Raw genomic sequence first — 20,456 nt, 5'->3', positions numbered from 1 at the left:
ACGCCCCACCCGGACACGCCCGTTCCGTAACCGGCCAAAGGACACACACGCCAGGCCGTAGCCGGGATCACAAGCCGCCGATCATTACCTTCGCCCGGCTATGAGCCGTCTTTGCGAGCAGGTCAGCAGACGCCCTTCCGGGGGTGCCAGCGCAGCACCGTCCGGGGCGAGAGGATCAGGCGCAGCCGACGGCGATGCGCCGTGGAGGGCAGCCGAGTCAGCCCGGACACTCACGGTGCCAGACAGCGGGTCGTCTCCGGCACTATAACGATCATCGTCCGCGGTGGTCCCGAGATCGGAAGTCGACCGCCAGGAGCGCGCGGCATACCGGCTGACCTGCTGAAACAGTCGAATTATACAGCCAATATATCGCCCTCCCGTAATCCAGTCCTCGCATCCATTCGCGAGCTGTTCACGGGAGGCAACAGGTGATTCGTCGCCTATTAGGAGTCGCGGTTTCTGCGTTACTCGTGGGGGGCGTGACGTTCAGCGCCCCCCTCGGGGCGGGGGCGTCGGCGGAAGCACCGGAGATAAGGGAGGTCCTGTCGCAACGCGGCGAGACCTCCGAGGTATTCGCCAATCCGGACGGAACATTCACCCGGTACGAATATCTTCGCCCGATCTGGGCGAAGTCAGCGCAGGGCGACTGGGTGCGCCCCGACGCCACCCTGCGCGTACGCCCCGACGGAACGGTCGCCCCGGTGGCGTCGACGTTCCCGATCACGTTCAGCGGGGGCGGCACCGCCCCGATGGCCACGGTGCGCAGGAACGGCACCGAACTCAGCCTCGGCTGGCCGGGGGAGCTCCCCGAACCCGTGCTCAAGGGCAATGTCGCGGTCTACCCCGAGGTGCTCAAGGGCGTCGACCTGCACGTGGAGGCCGAGGTCGACGGCTTCACCCACGTTCTGGTCGTGAAGAACCGCGAGGCCGCGCGGAACCCGGCGCTGCGCAAGCTGTCGCTGACGACCAGGACCAAGGGCCTGTCCGTGGGCGTCGACCCCGAGACCGGCGCGGTCAGCGCCAGGGACGCCGCCGGAAAGCTCGTCCTGGGCGGCGCCACCCCCACCATGTGGGACGCCGACACCGAGAGCACCGTCAAGGCCGAGGTCCGCGCGGGGGCGCTGACCCTGGTGCCCGACCCGGCGCTGCTCGACGACCCCGGAGCGCGCTTCCCCATCAAGATCGATCCGTCCTGGACGGGGCGCCGCAACCACTGGACGGTGGTCCGCGAGAACGCCCGTACGACCTCGTACTACGACCGGCTGACGATCGGCGACGACGACGCGGAATCGGGAGTGCTGCGCGCCGGGATCTCCGGCGGCCTGAAGTCCCGCTCGATCGTCGAACTGGACATCTCCAAGGCGTCCGGGGCCGTGGTCAGCAGCGCCACCTTCAGGCTGTGGCACTCCTGGTCGTCCAAGGACTGCGGTAACGGCAACTGGAGCGCCGGCGCGGTCGCCGCCTGGCACACCGGCACGATCAGCGGCTCGACCACCTGGGATGCCCAGCCGAGCTGGATCACCTCGCTGGGCGGCGACGGGGGAGTCGTGCGCCGCTACACCGGCGGCTACCAGGGCAGATGCCCGGCCGGCGCGCAGGAGTACAACGCCACCGACGTGGTGCGGGCAGCCGCCGCGGCCAGCGCGACGAACGTGACGCTGGGGCTGATGGCGGTCAACGAGAACGACCAGTGGTCGTGGAAGCGCTACATGGTCTACAGCGACGGAGGACATAGCCAGAACCCGCATCTGGCCTACACCTACAACTCCTATCCCGCCGCGCCCGAGCTGCTCACCGCCGCGAACAGGCCCTGCGTCACGGGCGGCTCCCGGCCGTGGGTGGCCACCCGTACGCCCGTGCTGAAGGCGCGGCTGACCGACCCGGACGGCGACGAGGAGAACGACCTGAAGGCCACCTTCGAGTGGGCCCGCGTCAACGCCGACGGCACCTACGGCGCGGTCATCGGCTCGGCGACCACGGCCGGCAACACCGCGAACGGCACCACCGCCGAGGTCACCACCCCGGCACTCGACGAGGGCGGCCTGTACGCCTTCCGCGCCCTCGCCAACGACGGCAACCTCAGCAGCAAGACCCACGGCGGCTGGTGCGAGTTCGGCGTGGACACCGTCGGCCCGGACACGGCACCGGCCGTGACCTCGCCCGACTACCCGGCCGACGGAGAGTTCCACGGCGCCCCCGGCCAGACCGGCACGTTCACCTTCAGCGGCGGCGGCACCGGCGTCACCGGCTACAAGTACGGCTGGGCCGACCCGCCCACCACGCCGGTCACCGGCTCGCCCGCGACGCTGCAGATCACACCGCCGCCCCCGAACCCCGCCGACCCCACCCGGCCCGGCGAACGTGTCCTGTACGTCCGCGCCGTCGACCGGGCCGGCAACGAGAGCCCGAGCAAGCACCACATCATCAAGATCGGCTCGGCCGGCGGCCCGACCGGCGACTGGGCGCTGGACGGCGCCGGCTCGGCCCAGAACGACCTGTCACCCGCCGGCCGTACCGCCACGCTGAACGGCGCGGCACCGGGCGCGGACGGCCGCCTGGTCGGCGCCACCACGGTGGCGTTCGACGGCGTGGACGACTACGCGGCCACGGCCGGAACCGTCCTGAACACCGCCACGAGCTTCACCGTGTCGGCGTGGGTCAAGCTCGCCGACAAGAGCGCCGCGCGCACCATCCTGTCCCAGGCGGGAGCGAACTACCCGACGTTCCGCCTGGAGTACAGCCCGGCCAACGACCGCTGGCAACTGTCGGCCTGGCCGAGCAACGCGGGCGGCACGCCGGTCACCGCCGCCTCCACGGCCGTACCCGCGGCCGGTGTGTGGACCCGGCTGACCGGCGTGTACGACGCCGGGGCCAGGACGCTCACCCTGTACGTCAACGGCGTCGCCCAGCAGACCGTCTCCCGGCCGACCGCGCCGTGGGCGAGCACCAGCCCGCTGTACTTCGGGCGTGGCCGGTTCGCGGGAGCGTTCACCGACCACTTCGCCGGCTCCCTGGCCGGTGTGCAGGTGTGGAACCGCGTCCTGGCACCCGCCGAGATCGTCGGGCAGGCCACCACCCGGGTCGGCCTGTGGACCCTGGACGGTCACGGTTTCGACGATTCCGGCTACGGCCAGGACGCCCAGCCCACCGGGGTCGTCTGGGCCGCCGACCGGGGTGGTAACACCGAGGCCGCGGCTCGTCTGAACGGCGCCGCCAAGCTGACCACCGCGGGCCCGGTGGTTCGCACCGACCAGTCGTTCACGGTGGCCGCCTGGGCGCGGATCACCGACCTGTCCCTCTACGAGCGGACCGTCGTCTCCCAGGAGGGCACGAGCGTCGCCAGCTTCTACCTGGGTCTGCGGCAGGACGCCAACCGGCCGCAGTGGTCGATGCAACTGCGGCCCAGCGACGCCACCGTGTGCTGCCCGCGCGCGGCCGTCGGCGGCACCGTGAAGCTCGGCCAGTGGCAGCACCTGGCCGGCGTGTACGACCAGGCCGCCGGCAAGGTGCGCCTCTACGTCGACGGCGTCAACGTCAGGGAGGTCACGGCCACCTCCGCCTGGCGGGCCAACGGACCGCTGTCCATCGGCTTCGGCAAGTGGGCGCCCGCCGGTGACTTCTTCGCGGGCGACGTGGACGACGTCCAGGTGTTCGCCGGCGTTCTCCCCGACTCGCGGATCGCGGCCCTGGCCGCGGCCGCTCCCGGAGGCCAGCAGTGAAAAGAACCTTCAACCTGCTCTTAGGGGCGGCGCTGCTGCTGCCCGTATTCGTGCCGATGCCCGCCGTCGCGGCGGCGCCCGAGCGGATGCGCGCCCAGGAGGACGTGTCCGTGCCGGGCCACGTGCTGCCGCTGGTGGACATCCCGGAGCCGAAGACCGGCGAGCCGTATGTGGGCACCCCGCCCGTGCGGCCCCGGGCGGGGCTCAGTTCGACCACGACCCTGGTGGCTGGGCAGCCCTCGACCGCCGCGGGCCTGCCGGTGACGCTCCAGTCGGACACCGCCGGCCGGGTCACGCTGGAGGTGGTGGACTCGCCGGGACTGACGTTCCACATCGCCTCCGAAAACTCGGTGAACGGCGATCCGGCCGTGCCGGCGGCGACGGTGAGCGTCGACTACACGGCCTTCCGCGACACGTACGGGGCCGACTGGGCCGACCGCCTGGTGCTGGCCAGGGCCGGCGACTGCGCGGGGTGCGCGGCGGCGCCGCTTCCCTCCACGAACGAGGACGGCACCGTGTCGGCGCAGGTCGCGCTGCCCGCCACGCTGACCGTGCAGGCGGGCCCGGCCGGGCCGTCCGGCGACTACAGCGCCACCTCGCTGCAACCGTCGGCCACCTGGTCGGCGGGCAACTCGTCCGGTGACTTCTCCTGGAACTACCCGTTCCGGGTGCCGCCGGCGGTCGGCGGGCCCTCACCCAGCCTGGCGCTGGCCTACTCGTCCTCGTCGGTGGACGGGCGGATGGCCGCCTCCAACAACCAGCCGTCGTGGGCCGGTGAGGGCTTCGAGGTCTCCACCGGCTACATCGAGCGCCGCTACAAGATGTGCTCGGAGGACACCGAGGGCACCGCCAACAACGCCAACCGCAAGACCGGTGACCAGTGCTGGGTGACCGACAACGCGACCCTGTCGCTCAACGGGCGCGGCGGTGACCTGGTCTTCGAGAGCGGCAAGGGCTGGAGGAACCGCAGCGACGACGCCTCCCGCATCGAACGCAGGACCGGCGCCGCCAACGGGGACGACGACGGCGAGCACTGGGTGGTGACCACCAGCGACGGCGTCCAGTACTGGTTCGGCAAGAGCGGGGCCACCGAGAGCGTCCTGACCACGCCCGTGTACGGCAACCACCCCCAGGAGCCGTGCCACGAAACCGCTTTCGCCGACTCCGACTGCACGCAGGCGTACCGGTGGAACCTCGACTACGTCGTGGACCCCTCCGGGAACACGATGACGTACACGTACAAGCGGGAGAAGAACAAGTACGCCCGCAACATCACCACCACCGACCTGGCCGAGTACGACCGGGCCAGTTACCTGGTCAGGATCGACTACGGCACCCGGGACGGCTCGGCCAACGTGCCCGCCCGGGTGCTGTTCGAGACAGCGGACCGCTGCCTGGCGAACTGCACCACGAAGAACGCCACGACCTGGCCGGACACACCCTTCGACCAGGAATGCAGCACCTCCCCGTGCCAGCAGACCGCGCCCACGTTCTGGACCACCAGACGACTCGCCAAGATCGTCACCCAGGTGTGGAACGCCACGACCGGCAAGCACGACGACGTGGAGTCGTGGACGTTCACCCACTCCTTCCCCGACCCCGGTGACGGCACCAGGCCCGGCCTGTGGCTCGACAAGATCTCCCACGCGGGTCGCGACGGCGTCACGGTGCCGGACGTGATGTTCCAGGGCGTGCAGATGCCCAACCGGGTGGACACCATCGACCATTCACCCGCCATGAACTGGTGGCGGATCGCATCCGTCACCACCGAGACCGGCGGCAAGCTCGGCGTCTCCTACTCCGCGCCCGACTGCGTCGCGGGCACTCGCGTGCCGTCGGCGCCGGAATCCAACACGCTGCGCTGTTACCCGGTCAAATGGAGGCCACCCGGCGCGGCCGACCCGCTCACCGACTACTTCCACAAGTACGTGGTGACCGCCGTCACCGAGAACGACCTGACCACCCATGCCCCCCGCACCATCACCAGGTACGACTACCTCGGCGACCCCGGCTGGCACTACACCGACGACGACGGCATGGTGAAGGCCGACTACAAGACCTGGTCGGTGTGGCGCGGGTACGGCACCGTCCGCACCACCAAGGGCGACCCCGGCCAGGAGGAGATCACCGAGACGACCTACTTCCGCGGCATGCACGGCGACAAACTGCCGTCGGGCACCCGTACCGCCACAATGCCCGCCGTGGGCGGCGCGCCGGCCGTCAACGACGAGGACGCGTACGCCGGCATGACCCGCCGGACCGTCACCTACAACGGCGCGGCGGCCATCGGAACGCAGACCTTCGAGCCGTGGCAGTCGGCCCCCACCGCGACCCGCACCCTCAACGGGGTCACCGTCTCGGCCCGTCACACCGGCACCGCGGTCACCCGCACCGGCACCGTCCTGGACGGCGGCCGGGCCCCCCGCACCACGTCGGCGCGTACCACCTTCGACGAGTACGGCCTGGTCACGCAGGTCAACGAAGCCGGCGACGAGGCCGTCACCGGGGACGAGAAATGCGTGAAGACGACGTACGAGCCACGGGACGGCCGATGGCTGCTGGCCCTGGCCAAGCGCGTGGAGACCTACTCCGTGCCCTGCGCCACCGCGCCGGCCGTCGCCGACGACGTCATCAGTGACGTGTTCAACACCTACGACGACAAGGGCCGGGTGACCAAGGTCGAGACGCTGACGTCGTGGTCGGCCAAGACGTACACGACGACCGCGCGCACCGGGTACGACGCGCAGGGCCGCATCATCGACGCGTGGGACTCCAAGGGCGGGCACAGCACCACCGTGCACACGCCGGTCACCGGAGGCCCGCTCACCAAGACGGTGCAGACCAACGTCAAGGGCTGGACCACCACGACCGAGCACGACCCGGCGTGGGGGGCCAGCACCAGGATCACCGACCAGAACGGCCGCGTCACCGTCATGCGCTACGACGGCCTGGGCCGCCTCAGCAAGGTGTGGGCTCCCGGCCGGGAGGGCGAGCCGACCCCGACGGCGCAGTTCGGCTACCTGGTCCGCAACGACGGCCCGGTGGTGGTGACGACGTCACGGCTGAACGCCAACGGCGGCCTCACCACCTCCCACACCCTGTACGACGGGCTGTTACGGGTCCGCCAGTCGCAGGCCCCCGAGGCCGGTGATCAAGGCGGCCGGGTCGTGACCGACAGCTTCTACGACACGGCCGGGCGCATGTGGCAGACCAACGACGCCTACGTCGCCGACGGCGCCCCCGGCACCTCGCTGTACGAGCCGCTGGGCGACCACGTCATCCCGTCCCAGACCCGCAAGCTCTACGACGGCGCGGGCCGGGAGACCGCGTCGATCTTCTACTCCAAGAACGTGGAGAAGTGGCGCACCACGACCGCGACCTTCGGCGACCGCATCGAGACGACCCCGCCCGAGGGCGGCACCCCGTCCACCATGTTCACCGACGTCTCCGGCCGCACCACACGGCTGCGCCTGGCCGGCGACGACACCAGATACGAGTACAACAAGCGCGGCGAACTCAAGAAGATCACCGACCCGGCCGGCAGCGTCTGGGAGTACCAGTACGACCTGCGCGGCAACAAGATCGTCGAGAAGGACCCCGACAAGGGCACCACGACCAGCAGCTACAACGAGCACAACGAACTGACCAGGATCACCGACACCACGGGCGCCTCCCTCACGTTCGCCTACGACGAGCTGGGCCGCAAGAAGAGCGTCAGCGCGGGCGCCGTCAAGCGCGCGGAGTGGTTCTACGACACGCTGCTGCCGGGTCAGCTGGACAAGTCGGTCCGGTACGAAGGCGGCAACGCCTACACCCGGGAGATCACCGAATACACCGTCGGCTACAAGCCCAAGAGTGAGATCTTCACGATCCCCTCGTCCGAGGGCGCGCTGGCGGGCTCCTACACCTACACGCACACCTACACGGCCAACGGCCTGCCCGCCTCCACCCGGCTGCCCGACGTCGACGGCGCGGGGACCGGCCTGGCGGCCGAGACCCTCGCCACCGGCTACACCGACCTCGACAAACCGGCCACCCTGTCCGGCTACGTGGACCTGACCGACTACACCCGCTACGGCGAACTCGCCGTCGTCGGACGCCGCAACGGCACCGGACAGATCATGGACACCGGCTACTTCTACCAGGAGGGCACCCGCCGCCTGGAACGTCTCCGCACCACCCGCGAAGTGGCCCCCTCGACCGTCCAGGACGTGACCTTCGGATTCGACAACGTCGGCAACCTCACCAAGGCGGCGGCCTCCGACGACACCCAGTGCTTCCGCTACGACACCCAGCGGCGGCTCACCCAGGCGTGGACGCCGGACAACGGCGACTGCGCCCCCGACCCGGCGGCAGCCGCGCTCGGCGGGGCGGCCAAGTACTGGCTGAGCTGGCAATACGACGAGGCCGGCAACCGGCTGGAGCAGGTGGCCCGCACCACGGGCAGCACGGTCTCCACGACGTACGCCTACTCGGCGACGCAGCCGCACGCGCTCACCGGCGCCACCACGGACGGGACGACGACGACCTACGGCTACGACCCGACCGGCAACACCGTCACCCGGCCCTCGGCCAACGGCACCCAGACGCTCACCTGGGACGGCGAAGGCCGCCTGGCCGCCTCCACGGACACCTCGGGCAGCACGTCCTTCGTGTACGACGCCGACGGCCAGCGACTGCTCCGCCGCGACCCGGCCGGGGCCACGCTCTACCTGCCCGGCCAGGAACTGCGGGTCACCGGCGGCACCGGCGGCACCAAGGCCACAACCCGCTACTACACCCACGCGGGCGTCACCGTCGGCTTCCGCACCTCGGCCGAGGTGACCGGACTCACCTGGCTGGCCGGTGACCACCAGGGCACCTCCCAGGTGTCGGTCCGCGCCTCCGACCAGGCCCTCACCGTCCGCCGCCAGACTCCCTACGGCACTTCGCGTACGGGGTCCGGAACCTGGCCTACCGGCATGACCAAGGGCTTCGTCGGCGGCGTCAACGACAACACGGGATTGGTCCACCTCGGCGCACGCGAGTACGACGCCGCCCTCGGCCGCTTCATCAGCGTCGACCCGGTGATCGACTACATGGACCCCCAGCAGATGCAGGGGTACTCCTACGCCGGGTCCAACCCGATGACGATGGCCGACGCCGACGGCCGGTGGCCCAAGCCACCCGCGTGGCTGTCGAAGGCGGGCAGCGCGCTCAAGCAGGTGGCCGACAACCACGTCCAGGCGGCCGCGAAGGCGATCTCCACGGTGAAGTCGTCGGCGGTCGCGGCGTACAACAACACCAAGTCCGGGCTGAAGAGCGCCGGCACGTGGTTGGTTGACCACGCTGGGGACATCTCGGCCCTAACGGGTACGGCGTCGCTGCTTCTGGCCATGGGACCGCCTCCCCTTCAGGTGGCGGCGGCTGCCCTGGGCGCGGTGTCTTTCGCCTTCGGCGTCGTCGACGCGGTCAAACAGTGCGCCGACCGCAAGCCGATCGACTGCTCGGTGGCCACCGTGAGCCTGATCCCCGGCTTGGCGGGCCTGAAGTCGGGCGTGAAGGCCGCGAAGGCGTCGCTGAATTTCTTAAAGGCGCGTAAAGCGCTCAATGCCGCGGACATAGACGCGCGTCACGCGGCCGGAGCGTCCGACATGCTGTACAGCCAGCCGACACCTAGCACGACCAACCCCAACTACAAGGACTTGACGGCGGACCGCACGAAGGCCATGGACGACCTGTACGCGGCCAACGAAAGGCAGGCAATGGCCAAACGGCAGTACGACGAGTGGAACAAGCGGCTCTATGCGCCAGACCCATGGCGGAATACCCAAATAATGGTCACCGTCTACAACCAAAGCTACACGACCTGCAAAGCGATGCGTACCTGCCCGCAAGACCAGCAGGACTTCTACCAGCCGATGCTGAACACCATCGGCAAGCGGCAAGGAGGGACGTTCGTCGAATGATCAGCTGAGGCCCGTCCTCTCGGTTGGGTGACCAGAAGCCCAGGTCGAGCGACCTGGGCTTCTGGCCAACGGCCCGGGTGCCCAGAGTCAGCCGAGCACGGCGTCGATGTGCCCTCCGCATCAGCGGCCGCCTGCTTCTGGTACACGGGGCGGCAGGTCTCAGGGTTTTCGCTGCGAGCCCTACGTCCTCGCGGAGGCCACCGAGAGGACGGTCTACGCCCCGGAATGCCCGAACAAAAGGTGAACGGCAGGCATCTAACCCCGCATGAAGCTCCTGCTGGTCCTGTCGCTGCTCGTCCCGCACCAGATCCTCGCCCCCGAAGACTGGCGGATCGTCAAGGGCGCCCGCCTCGGCGACCGGGCCAGCGCGCTGCTGGACGTCGCCGCCACCGGACCGAGCGACGCCTGGGCGGTCGGGTACGGCTGCGGCGCCGAGGACAGCGAAGGCTGCCCCGGCGTCGAACGCTGGGACGGCGTGCGATGGCGGAAGGCCGACGTGCCGTGGCGGAGCTACCACGCGGACGGGGTCAGCGCGGACTCGCCCAGGAATGTCTGGGTGGCCGGCAACGGCGAGACCGCCGCCGCCGCGCACTGGGACGGCCTGCGCTGGCGGACCTACCAGCCCTTCGGCGCCGCCCAGTATCACCGCGTCAACGACGTGGCGGTGGCCGGGCAGCCGTGGTTCGCGGGGAACACGCCGAACGGTTCCGCAGTGGTGGTGGGGTGGACCAGGACGCGGGGCTTCTATCCGGCTTTCAGCCTAGGCGGCTCACTGAATGCCATCACCGCCCGGCGCTCCACCGGAGACGTCTGGGCGGTCGGCATCACCGGCACCCAGCCGCTGGTCATCCACGGTGACGCGCGCGGCGCCTGGGGGAACATGCTGCTCCCGCCCATCCAGGACGGCGTGCTCACCCGCGTCTGGCAGGTGGCCAAGAACAACGTCTGGGTCGTCGGCTACGCCGGAAAGACCCTCGCCGACTCCCGCCCCATCGCCCTGCGCTACGACGGGAAGACGTGGCGCCAGGTGCCCGTCCCCGTCGCCAGGGGCCGCCTGACCGGTCTCACCGGCGACGGCGCTGGCCAGGTGTGGGCCGCCGGAGTCAACACCGACCTCGGCGAACGCGTGATGTTCGTGCGCCTGCCCTCAGGCTCGGTCTCGTACGGCCCCCGGCTGCCGATCCCCGACCAGCGCGACTACGACCCCCAAACGGTCACCAAGGTCTCGATCGCCCGCATTCCCGGCACCAAGCGGGGCATGTGGGCCGTGGCCGCGGCAGGCGGGGGAGATCGCGAGGCGCACTTCATCCTGCGCTCCGGATAACGAACGGGAACCGCGGCTGGCCCGGCAGAGGATTCTTCCTGGTGATCGTCAACTGGACGGCACCGGCGAAGCCTACTGCGGGCACGTCCGCCTTCTCCGGGCTGGCGATCACCAGAACACGACCAGCCCTGCCACGTCCGTCAGCGCGACGCCTCCACCGGCGAAACCCAGACGACGACGAGATATGCCGCCATTGCCCGTGCTTTCCCGGGTCCGGCATAGATTGGCGGGCCGCCCGCGTCCTTGATGGGTGATACCGCGAGGAGGACCGGTGGATCTGGAACCTGATTTCCGGGCGTTCGTCACCGAACGGTCGGGGGCGCTGTTCCGCTCCGCGTACCTGCTGACCGGGGACCGCCACGCGGCAGAGGACCTGGTGCAGACGGCGCTGACCAAGACGGCGGCGAAGTTTCGCGGCCTGAACGACCCGAGCGCGCTGGAAGGCTACGTACGGCGGGTCATGTACAACGAGCAGGTCAGCTCGTGGCGGCGGCGCGGGCAGATGACCGAGGTCGCCTTCGGCCACCTCCCCGACCAGATCGCCGAAGGTCACGCCGACACGGCCGACCTGCGGCTGGTCATGCGGGGGGCGCTCGCCCGGCTGACGGCGAAACAGCGGGCCATGCTCGTGCTGCGCTACTTCGAGGACCTGTCCGAGGCCGAGATCGCCCGGTTGCTGGGAATGCGGATCGGCACGGTGCGCAGTCAGATCTACCGCTCGCTGGAGCGGCTCAGGAAGATCGCGCCGGAACTCGGCGCGGTAAGGGAGCTCAGGTGAACATCGAGGATCTGCTCCGGGAGACCCTGGCCGACATGGCCGACGACGAGACCCCGCCCCATCCGTCCAGGTTCCTGGTCACCCGGTCGGTCCGGCGCCCCCCGTGGCTGGCGCTGGCCGCGGCGGTCGCGATCGTCGTGCTGGTGGCCGGGTCCACGTACGCGGTTCGGGTACTGACGTCGCAGGACGCGCCGCCGCGGCCCGCAGTGGTTCCGTCACCCGCGAGCGAGCCCCGGACCGTGCCGCTGGCCGAAGTCTGGCCTGACGCGGTCCACACCGTGCCGCTGATACTGCCCAACGGCCTGAGCTTCACGCCGGAGGTGTTCCTCGACGCCGACACCCTGCTGGCCAGGACCGGCCCCGCGCAGAAGCCCCGATACTGGGCCTACGAACTGGACGGCTTCCGCGCCAGGGAACTCTTCACCTTCACCGCGCCCCCCGCGACTGGCTACACCTCGGGTGTGACCATCGGCGAAGGCCGCCTGGTCTGGTACACCGTCTCCGTGGGAGCCATCAAGGGCGCCCTCGACCTCTGGACCGTCCCCGCCACCGGCGGCCGAGTCACCAAGGTCACCACCATCCGCCAGACCATGAAGTACGGCGACCTCGACGCCCTCACCATCCAGAACGGCAGCGTGATCTACTCGCGCCGCGGTCCGGGCGGCATCTACCAGGTCCCGCTGACCGGCGGCGACCCGGCCCCGCTCCCGTCCTCCCGGCCCGGCCTGCACCTGCTCGAATGGCCCTGGGCCGTAATCGCCACCACCGGCGTCCAGTGGGCGCAGACCAACACCCAGCACATCGTCAACATGCTGACCGGGGAGAAACGCGACATCACCGCACTCCAGGGGGATCCCTGGAGTTGTTCCCCCACCTGGTGCCTGCAAAGGCACGGCCAGAATGACCGCTTCACCGTCGCCAAACGCGACGGCACGTCCCGCCGCGAAGTCGTCGGCGCGAGCCTTCTGATCGGCCCGCCCACCAACGACCGCTTCGTCATCCTGACCAAGCGCGAAGGCGACACTTTCCGTCTGGTCCTGCACGACATCACCACCGGCGACACCGGCGACCTCGGCATCACCGGCACTCCCGGCGACGGCAGGATCCTGAATCAAACCATGCTGCGCGGCGGCACCCAGAACCTCTACACGTACCCGCTGAACGGCAAGCGGATCGTGGTCAACCTAAGCGCGATCAAATAACTCCGGCCTGTTACGCGCAGGGGCGGCGAGGTGTCGGCTCAGTGGCCGTCGAAGGGGTCCTGCTTCGGGCACATCCTGCCAAGCATAGACAGAGACTAGCCATGGCTATATCTTATAGCCATGGCTAGTAGTTCGAGTCCTGAACCGTACGCGCGACGGCTTGCCCACCGCCGCCAGACCATCGACCAGGCGCTCGACGAAGCTGTGCTGATCATGGAGGAGGCCGGGGTCGGGGGCCTGTCGGTTTCCGAGGTCGCACGGCGGCTGGGCATGCGCCAGCCATCCCTGTACAAGTACTTCTCCTCCCTGCACGCGCTGTACGACGCGCTGTTCGCCAGAGGGCTGGCGCGCAGCGACGCGGCCATGCGGGCCGCCACGGAAGGGCAGCCCCCCGGGGTCGCGCGCCTGCGGACCTCGGCCACCGCGCTGGTCCGCTGGGCGGTGGAGAACCCCGCCCTGGCCCAGCTGCTGTTCTGGCGGCCGGTGCCCGGGTTCGCCCCCACCGAGGCGACCTTCGCCGCGAGCGTCGCGCAGATGGCCGAGGTCCGCGACGAGTTCGCGGCGGCGGTCCGCCTCGGCGAACTCCGTCCCGACGCGGCGGACCTTGCGGCGCTGCGGCTCTACACGGTCGTGGTGAGCGGCCTGATCTCCCAGCAACTGGCCAACGAGCCGGCGGTCGGCTACGAGACCGGCCAGTTCACCAGCCTCACCGAGACCGCCCTCGACATGTACTTCGCCTGTTACTCGCCCACTGGAGGCTCCGATGCAGACCCTCGACCATGACCTGGTGACCATGCACGTCGACGCCCCGCCGCACCTGGTGTACGGGCTCGTCGCCGACGTCACCAGGACCCCCGAGTTCAGTCCCGAGATCCTTGAGTGCACCTGGCTGGACGGCGCCACCGGGCCCGCGGTCGGTGCGCGCTTCGAGGCCGTCAACAAGGTGCGGCGCGGCCCTTCGTGGCGGAACCGGCCGGTCGTCCTGGAAGTACGGCCGGGGGAGGAGTTCGCCTTCTCCCGCACCGAGAAGTTCGCCGGCACCGTCGTGTGGCGCTACCGGTTCACCCCCGATGGCGACGGCACCACGGTGACCGAGTCCTACGAGGTCACCGACCCCATCACGCGCATCGGCTGGTTCATCATCGGCCGCCTGTTCGGTTGCCGGGACCGGCGCTCGGAGCTGCGGGAGGGCATGGAGCAGACGCTGGAGCGCCTCCGCGCCACCGCCGAGCGAGAGGCACGGCAGGAGGCGATGCCCGGTCATCACACGCCCGGACAGCGATGACGTGAAGGGTGTACTCGACCTGCACATTCCCCGGCTGAGGCCATCGGCGGCAAGGATTGCCTTCTTTGACAGCACGATCGGTTTGGCCGGGCGGATAGCTCAATGGGAGGTGGGCCTGGCCGGCTTGTGGCCGGGCCCACCTTGGAAGGCTTGAGATCCTTTACTGGATGGCGGACGCCAGGTGTGGTTGCGACTCCGCCTTTTCCGTTCCCTCCCATCGTGCGAGTCGATTTCTGTGCTCGTCCAGACGCTTGACCTCGATCTAATCCCGATTTTCACTGTTGGCCGCAAATCTTCGACTCCATGACTAAAACCCAAGGAGCCATCCTCGTTTAGTCAGGCAGACGCCGCTCGCATGTGTCGCCAGTGGCCGGGGGCTCCGGCCGGGAGCTCGCGTCCGGTGGTGTCGCTCGGAGGAGGCGCAGCGCCGCCGCGCCGGAGAGGTAGGCGATCAGTGCCGGCGTCGGCCACCCGAACAAGGCAGGGCTCGTGCTGGGCAGCAAGCTGTTGCCGAGTATCCCCGACGCAACCCCGGCGAATCCGGCCACGGCCAGTGCCGAGCGTGGCGCTGAACGGCTGACTGCCCGGACCAGGCTGAGCGGGATCCCGCGGGGCAGCCGGTCTCGCCGGAGGGCGGCGCGGACCTCGATCGATCCGAAGATCGCGACCAGGAGCGCGAGCACGAGGCTGAACATGATCAGCAAGGGGATCCGCCAGGCGTACCAGGCCGTCGAGCCGACGCTGGGAGTGGACAGGATGCCCGCGAAATGCAGGACTGCCAAGCCCAGGATCGCGGCCGTGATGTGCCACAGGAAGATCGTCAAGATCACCGCATTGACAGCGATCACTCCCAGCCACGCACGCGACTGCCGCAGCCACCGCTCAGCCCGGTCACGCAGCAGCAGGGCCGTCCCCAGTTGGACGGCGGCCACCGCCAGCAGGGCCAGGCTTGGAGGCGACATGTTGTGCAGCCGCTCACCCGGCACATCGATCATGCTGATCGGGTACGGGCCGGCAAGCGTGAGCACCAGCAACGCGCAGAACCCGCCGAACATCAACGCCAGCGCGACACTCACACGGTTCAGCCGATCCTCGCGCCAGGCGAACCCCATCTGGTGGATGGCCAGCCATCCGAACAGGAAGTTGCCGTTGCCGTAGAACGGCTCGCCGAGCAGGCGGGCAAGGTCGCCGGCGGCGACGAGGCCGACCAGCGCCACCGGAACCGCCAGGCCGTACCGGCGGTGCAGGGCGTACATGACCGGCGTCAGCACCACCACGACCAGGTACGCCACCAGGAACCACAGCGGAATCGAGGCGAACCACACCACCAGGCGAACCCGGGCGGGGTCCTCGTCGAACAAATGGGCGATCAGCGCGCCGGCGGCCATGACCAGCACCAGGGCGGTGGTCGGGCGGATCAACCGGCCGCCCCGGCCGAGCAGCCATTCGGTCGCATTACCGCCTCGCCTGCGTTCCGCGGCCAGCGATACCGCGTTGGCGTACCCGCCGACGAAGAAGAACACCGGCATCACCTGCAGCACCCAGGTGAGAGGGTGCGCCCACGGCAGATAGGGCAGCGCCGACCGGGCGGTCAATTCACCGTCTTCGTCGTAGCCGACCACCGTCGCCAGCCAGTGCCCGAGGACCACGGCGAGGATCGAGACTCCCCGCAGCAGATCGATGAACCGCTCCCGTGACGGCGGCGTCTTCTCAGCACGCCGCCGAATCCCCCGCGACACGGCGCCCATGCCGTCCATGTCGTAAATGCCTCGTGAAAGTGAGTAGTACTAGACTCCTACCCTCGCTGGCCGTTCACGAGAGCTCGGCAGGCGGGAACATGGACGGATGGCTTGCCCGTGTCCGCACGCACCTGCTCCCGGGCCGGTCACAGCCCGGGATCCAGCGCGCCCACATGTAGCGGTCTCATCATTCGGCGGGCCGGTTGGGCGCCGGTGACACCGGCGACGCTGCTGGGGCCCGGTCTCACTCAGTGGTGAGGGATAGGCCGGGAGTCGCGCGGGCGTCAGGCGTCGAGTGTTCGCCGCAGGGCGTCGAGGCCGCCGCTCAGGACGCGGTTGACGATGGCGATCGCTTCCTCTTCGGCGACCCCTGCCGGGGTGAAACTGGCGGACCATTCCACCTGGGATCTTTCCGGTTCGCCGGGAACCTCGTGTACGGCGATGGTGGCGCGGTAGTCCTGTACCGGGAGGGGCGGCTCGGGGGCGGAGTAGCTGTAGGTGCGGGCCTGCTCGTCGAAGTGTTGGAGGCGCTCGACGATGACGCCGCCGTCCTTGGTGGTGACCCGGCGGACGCGGCCACCCTCGAGGAGCTCGCTGCCCGTGATGGCAGGCAGCCAGTCGGGTAACGAGTCGAAGCCGCCGATGAGCGCCCAGACGCGGTCCGGCGAGGCGGCGAGGTCGGCGGATGTGGTCGTGCTGGCCATGATGATCTCCTGAAGCCGGGGGCACCCAAGTGGCGTGTCCAGTGCGGGGCGAATTATGGGGGGTTGTCACGCGGCGCGGTGGTCGCTGGGGGACACCCCGCGGACCCGTTTGAAGGCGACGCTCAGCGCGAACGCGTTCGCGTAGCCGACCTGCCGGGCCACTGAGTCGATCGTGATGTCGGAGTGACGCAGCAGGTCGGCGGCCAGCGCGATCCGCCAGCCGGTCAGGTACGTCAGTGGCGGCTCGCCCACGAGGTCGGAGAAGCGGCGTGCGAAGGTCGCCCGCGAGGCACCCACCTTTCCGGCCATCGACGCCACCGTCCACGGATGCGCCGGCGCGTCATGGATCAGCCGCAGCGCCGGCCCGATCAGCGGGTCGCTCTGCGCTCGGTACCAGCCCGGCGCCCGCGCCTCGGGGCGGGCGAACCAGGCGCGCAGGGTCGCGATCAGCGCCAGGTCCAGGAGCCGGTCCAGGACGATCTGCTGCCCGGGCCCTTCGCCGCTGACCTCCTGCGCGAGCAGTTCCATGATCGGTGACGGTGTGCCGGACCGGCGCACCAGCACGATGTCCGGCAGGGCGTTCAGCAGTCGCTCGCTGACTTCGCCGTCGACCTGGTACGTGCCGCTCGCCACGGTCGTCGACCCGTCGAGGGAGTACCCACTGGTGCGCGGCGCCAGACGTAGCTGATCGGTGACGTCGGCGCCGTCGGGCGTCGTCAGCCGGTTGCCGGGGTTGACCACGATGTCGGGCGCAGTGGCCGGGTCGTCGCCGACGGTGTAGGGGGCGTGGCCCTTGATGATGGCGACGTCGCCGGTGCCCAGCAGCACCGGTTCCCCCTGGTCGGGCACGATCCAGGCGTGCCCGCGCAGGGCGGTGGCGAGGGCGAGCCTGGCCCCGTCGGCGATGCGCAGTGCCCACGGCGGCTGCAGGATCGCCTGGCAGAAGGCCGCGCTGTGGGCACGTACGCCCTGGAGGAGGTCTGCGAGCGGATCCACGTCTTCATGTTAGACGAACAGACATGGATTCAAGCGTGACGAACATGGATCGTCTCATCTGATCCGCGTGTACTGGTCGTACCGACACAAGGACGACCTGACGGAGGTTCCGATGTACGCGATCATGGGAGTGACCGGCCACGTGGGCGGTGCGGCGGCACGTGAGCTGCTGCGCCGGGGGGAGCCGGTGCGGGCGGTGGTCCGCGACCAGGCCAAGGGCGCCGACTGGGCGGCCGCGGGGGCGCGGGTGGCCGTGGCCGACTTCGCCCACCGGGAGACGCTGGCGGAGTCGTTGCGCGGCTGCGCCGGAGCGTTCGTCCTGCTGCCGACCGACACGGCCGCCGCCGACCCGGACGCCGCCCACCGCACGATGGCCGACACGATCGCCGGTGCGGTGCGGGAAAGCCAGGTTCCCCACGTGGTGATGTTGTCCTCGGTCGGCGCCGACCTGGCCGACGGCACCGGTCCCATCCGCTGGCTGCACCACCTGGAGAACGGGCTGCGCGCGTCGGGCGCCCAGATCACCGCGGTCCGTTCCGGCCACTTCCAGGAGAAGGTCGAGCTGCTCCTCGGCGCCGTGCTCCACGCGGGCCTCTATCCGGTCTTCGCCGATTCGGCCGATGTGCCCACGCCGATGATCGCGACCCGGGACATCGGCGGTGTGGTCGCCGACCTCCTCCTCACCCCCGCCCGCGCCTCCGAGGTCGTCGACCTGGACGGCCCGAGCTACACCGAGCGCCAGGTGGCCGAGGAACTGTCGGCGATCCTTGGCCGGCCACTCCAGGTGGTCACCATCCCGCGGCCGGGCTGGGCCGCCGCGTTGGTGGACGGCGGCCTCCCGCCGCGGCTCGCGGAGGAGCTGGCGGGCCTGTACGACGCCGAGCGGCGAGGCATCCTCCAGCTCAGGGGCGACCGCCGCCTGACCGGCCGGACCGAGCTGCCGGAGACCCTCCGCCACTTGGCGAAGTCCATCGGCACGATCTGAACCGGGCGTTCCGGGCCTTCGCGGTGATCAGCGACGCTTTCGACGGGCGAGTACGCGGAAACACGGCAGACGTACCACCGTGTGGGTCGCAGGCTCGGTCGGCCGCGACCCGCACGGATGTCGCTGTGGTCAGGATGCCTGGTCCCAGTTCAGTTCGCCCTTGTCCACGGCCGGTCGCCAGCCTCGGATGGGCTTACCGGTCTCCAGCGATCGGGCCGTCGCCTTGAGCAGCGCGAGGTAGGACGGCCAGACCACGTCGCCTTCGTAGGTCAGGCCCGTTTCGTTGAAGTATTCGCCGGTCTTGCCCGTACGGCTGTCGATGAACAGGTTGCCGCCGTCGTGAGCCGCGGCGAAGGGGATCAGGTGTCCGTCCCACCAACTGGTGTCGAGCTCCCCGGACGCCCCGTCGAGGACGAGGCCGCAGAGCATCTTCCAGTCCGAGTGGATGTGCTTGGCCGACGTCAGCTCATAGAACGGGGCGGGGCCGAAGCCCCAGGAGCCGCCGCCGTCGTGACGGAGCAGAGAGGCGCGCAGGTCGTCGGGGAATCGCATCCCCATGGCCGCCTCGGCCTTGGCGATGGCCCGCGGAGTGGCCGGGCGCGCGAGCTTCTTGTAGGTGACGGGCGCCTTGCGGGCGAGCCACCGTTCGACCCGCCGCCAGACCGCGTCGACCCGAGCGGCCACGTCCGGGGCGACCGGGCGGATCGCGGCCGCGCGGCGGGCGGGACGGCAGCCGGTGGCCGCGATCTCCTCGGCGCTGGGCGGTTCGGGGGTCGGCTCCACGGTGGGCGTCGGGGTCGGGCGGGGACCACCGGCGCATCCCGGGCGGGGTTCGCCGGGTTCCTCGGCCCAGCGCAGCTCGCAGCCGGAATCGACCACCGGGTGCCAGCCCCGCAGCGGCGTACCGGATTCGAGGGCGACGGCAATCGCCTCCAGCATCTCCACGTAGGACGGCCAGCCCATGGGGCCGTCATAGCTCACCGGTTTGTCGTACGCGGCCTCACCGACACGGCCGGTGCGAGGTTCGATGAAGAGCTCCCGGCCGTACCCGTCCGAGCCGATCGCGAGGAAACTGCCGTGCCAGTGGCCGTGCTCCGGATCGGCGGCCGAGAGGTCACCGGACATCACGATGCTCTGACAGTTTCCCCAGTTGATGTACTCGATGTCGTAGACCTCGAGCAGGCCGTGGCTGGGCGGCAGCTGGAAGCCGGCGCCCAGGTTGCCGTCGGCCCCGTTGTGGCGCAGGTAGGAGACGTACAGGTCGTCGGGGAGCTTGCGGTCGCGGGTCTGCTCCCACTGGGCCAGGTCGGCGGGCTCGGCGCCGAACTTCAGCTTGCGCAGCGTGGCGGACGCGTGCGCGCCCAACCAGGTCTCGATCCGGGTCCACGCCTGGTTGACCCGGGTGGCGATCGCGGGATCGGGTGAGCGCGGGGTGTACGTCGGAGTGGGTTCCTCGCCCGGATAGAACTGCAGCGGGTCTGTGGGTTCCTCGTCTTCGAACGAAACGGGCGGGCAGCCGATGGCACGAGCTTGATCGGGCGTGAGCATCTGGGCCTTCAGCTGGGCCTCCAGCTCGGGGTCTCCGCAGGACATCGAGGAGCCCACGGAGGAGCAGACCATCGTCTTGATCTCGAACTCCGGAGGTCCGCTCGCGGCCAGGCCGCCCAGCAGGAGAACGACGGCGAGCGTCAGCCGTACAGGACGAAGGCGGCCAAACCCGATCACCGCAGTACCTTATCGATCAGCGGGCCCGGTCACGACGACGAGCCCGCTGGA

The 20,456-nt window shown here is 70.0% G+C and carries 12 protein-coding genes; 8 read left to right on the top strand and 4 right to left on the bottom strand.

Annotated features, from left to right (window positions below; genetic code table 11):
- Positions 1 to 479: 479 nt before the first annotated feature.
- The 7 genes from Aph01nite_RS05620 to Aph01nite_RS05590 all read left to right on the top strand — a co-directional run bounded on the left by Aph01nite_RS05620 (position 480) and on the right by Aph01nite_RS05590 (position 14,256).
- On the top strand, positions 480 to 3,719 hold the full coding sequence (locus Aph01nite_RS05620; protein WP_204039663.1) for a LamG domain-containing protein: 3,240 nt from the start codon (positions 480 to 482) through the stop codon (positions 3,717 to 3,719).
- The gene (locus tag Aph01nite_RS05615) at positions 3,716 to 9,667 is read left to right on the top strand and encodes an RHS repeat-associated core domain-containing protein (RefSeq protein ID WP_204039662.1); all 5,952 of its coding nucleotides are present in this window, start codon (positions 3,716 to 3,718) and stop codon (positions 9,665 to 9,667) included. The genes Aph01nite_RS05620 and Aph01nite_RS05615 overlap by 4 nt, the downstream gene beginning before the upstream one ends.
- A gap of 265 nt (positions 9,668 to 9,932) precedes the next feature.
- Complete coding sequence (locus Aph01nite_RS05610) at positions 9,933 to 10,991, top strand: hypothetical protein (protein WP_204039661.1); 1,059 nt, start codon at positions 9,933 to 9,935, stop codon at positions 10,989 to 10,991.
- Positions 10,992 to 11,262: 271 nt separating this feature from the next.
- On the top strand, positions 11,263 to 11,769 hold the full coding sequence (locus Aph01nite_RS05605) for a SigE family RNA polymerase sigma factor (RefSeq protein ID WP_204039660.1): 507 nt from the start codon (positions 11,263 to 11,265) through the stop codon (positions 11,767 to 11,769).
- Complete coding sequence (locus Aph01nite_RS05600; protein ID WP_204039659.1) at positions 11,766 to 12,971, top strand: hypothetical protein; 1,206 nt, start codon at positions 11,766 to 11,768, stop codon at positions 12,969 to 12,971. Before Aph01nite_RS05605 ends, Aph01nite_RS05600 begins: the two co-directional genes overlap by 4 nt.
- 120 nt (positions 12,972 to 13,091) lie before the next feature.
- Positions 13,092 to 13,754, top strand: coding sequence for a TetR/AcrR family transcriptional regulator (locus Aph01nite_RS05595; RefSeq protein WP_204039658.1), 663 nt, complete (start codon positions 13,092 to 13,094; stop codon positions 13,752 to 13,754).
- On the top strand, positions 13,735 to 14,256 hold the full coding sequence (locus Aph01nite_RS05590; protein ID WP_204039657.1) for an SRPBCC family protein: 522 nt from the start codon (positions 13,735 to 13,737) through the stop codon (positions 14,254 to 14,256). Before Aph01nite_RS05595 ends, Aph01nite_RS05590 begins: the two co-directional genes overlap by 20 nt.
- 332 nt (positions 14,257 to 14,588) lie before the next feature.
- Here the strand turns inward: Aph01nite_RS05590 and Aph01nite_RS05585 are convergent, their stop codons facing one another.
- The 3 genes from Aph01nite_RS05585 to Aph01nite_RS05575 form a co-directional block, all read right to left on the bottom strand.
- Entirely contained in the window at positions 14,589 to 16,004 is a 1,416-nt protein-coding gene (locus tag Aph01nite_RS05585) for an acyltransferase family protein (protein ID WP_204039656.1), read from the bottom strand.
- Between the two features lie 275 nt (positions 16,005 to 16,279).
- Entirely contained in the window at positions 16,280 to 16,699 is a 420-nt protein-coding gene (locus Aph01nite_RS05580; RefSeq protein ID WP_204039655.1) for an SRPBCC family protein, read from the bottom strand.
- 66 nt (positions 16,700 to 16,765) lie between these two features.
- Positions 16,766 to 17,695: an AraC family transcriptional regulator gene (locus Aph01nite_RS05575; RefSeq protein ID WP_204039654.1), complete on the bottom strand. Its 930-nt coding sequence runs from the start codon at positions 17,693 to 17,695 to the stop codon at positions 16,766 to 16,768.
- Between the two features lie 112 nt (positions 17,696 to 17,807).
- On the opposite strand from Aph01nite_RS05575, the gene Aph01nite_RS05570 reads away from it, so the two are divergent.
- Positions 17,808 to 18,680 (top strand): NAD(P)H-binding protein, encoded by an 873-nt coding sequence (locus Aph01nite_RS05570; protein ID WP_204039653.1) that lies wholly within the window; start codon positions 17,808 to 17,810, stop codon positions 18,678 to 18,680.
- Positions 18,681 to 18,809: 129 nt separating this feature from the next.
- Here Aph01nite_RS05570 and Aph01nite_RS05565 read toward each other — a convergent pair whose 3' ends face one another.
- Entirely contained in the window at positions 18,810 to 20,405 is a 1,596-nt protein-coding gene (locus Aph01nite_RS05565) for an SMI1/KNR4 family protein (RefSeq protein ID WP_204039652.1), read from the bottom strand.
- Positions 20,406 to 20,456: the final 51 nt, after the last annotated feature.

Source organism: Acrocarpospora phusangensis, from assembly GCF_016862995.1.
Taxonomy (GTDB): Bacteria; Actinomycetota; Actinomycetes; order Streptosporangiales; family Streptosporangiaceae; genus Acrocarpospora; species Acrocarpospora phusangensis.
This window is presented reverse-complemented; position numbering and strand designations above follow the sequence as displayed.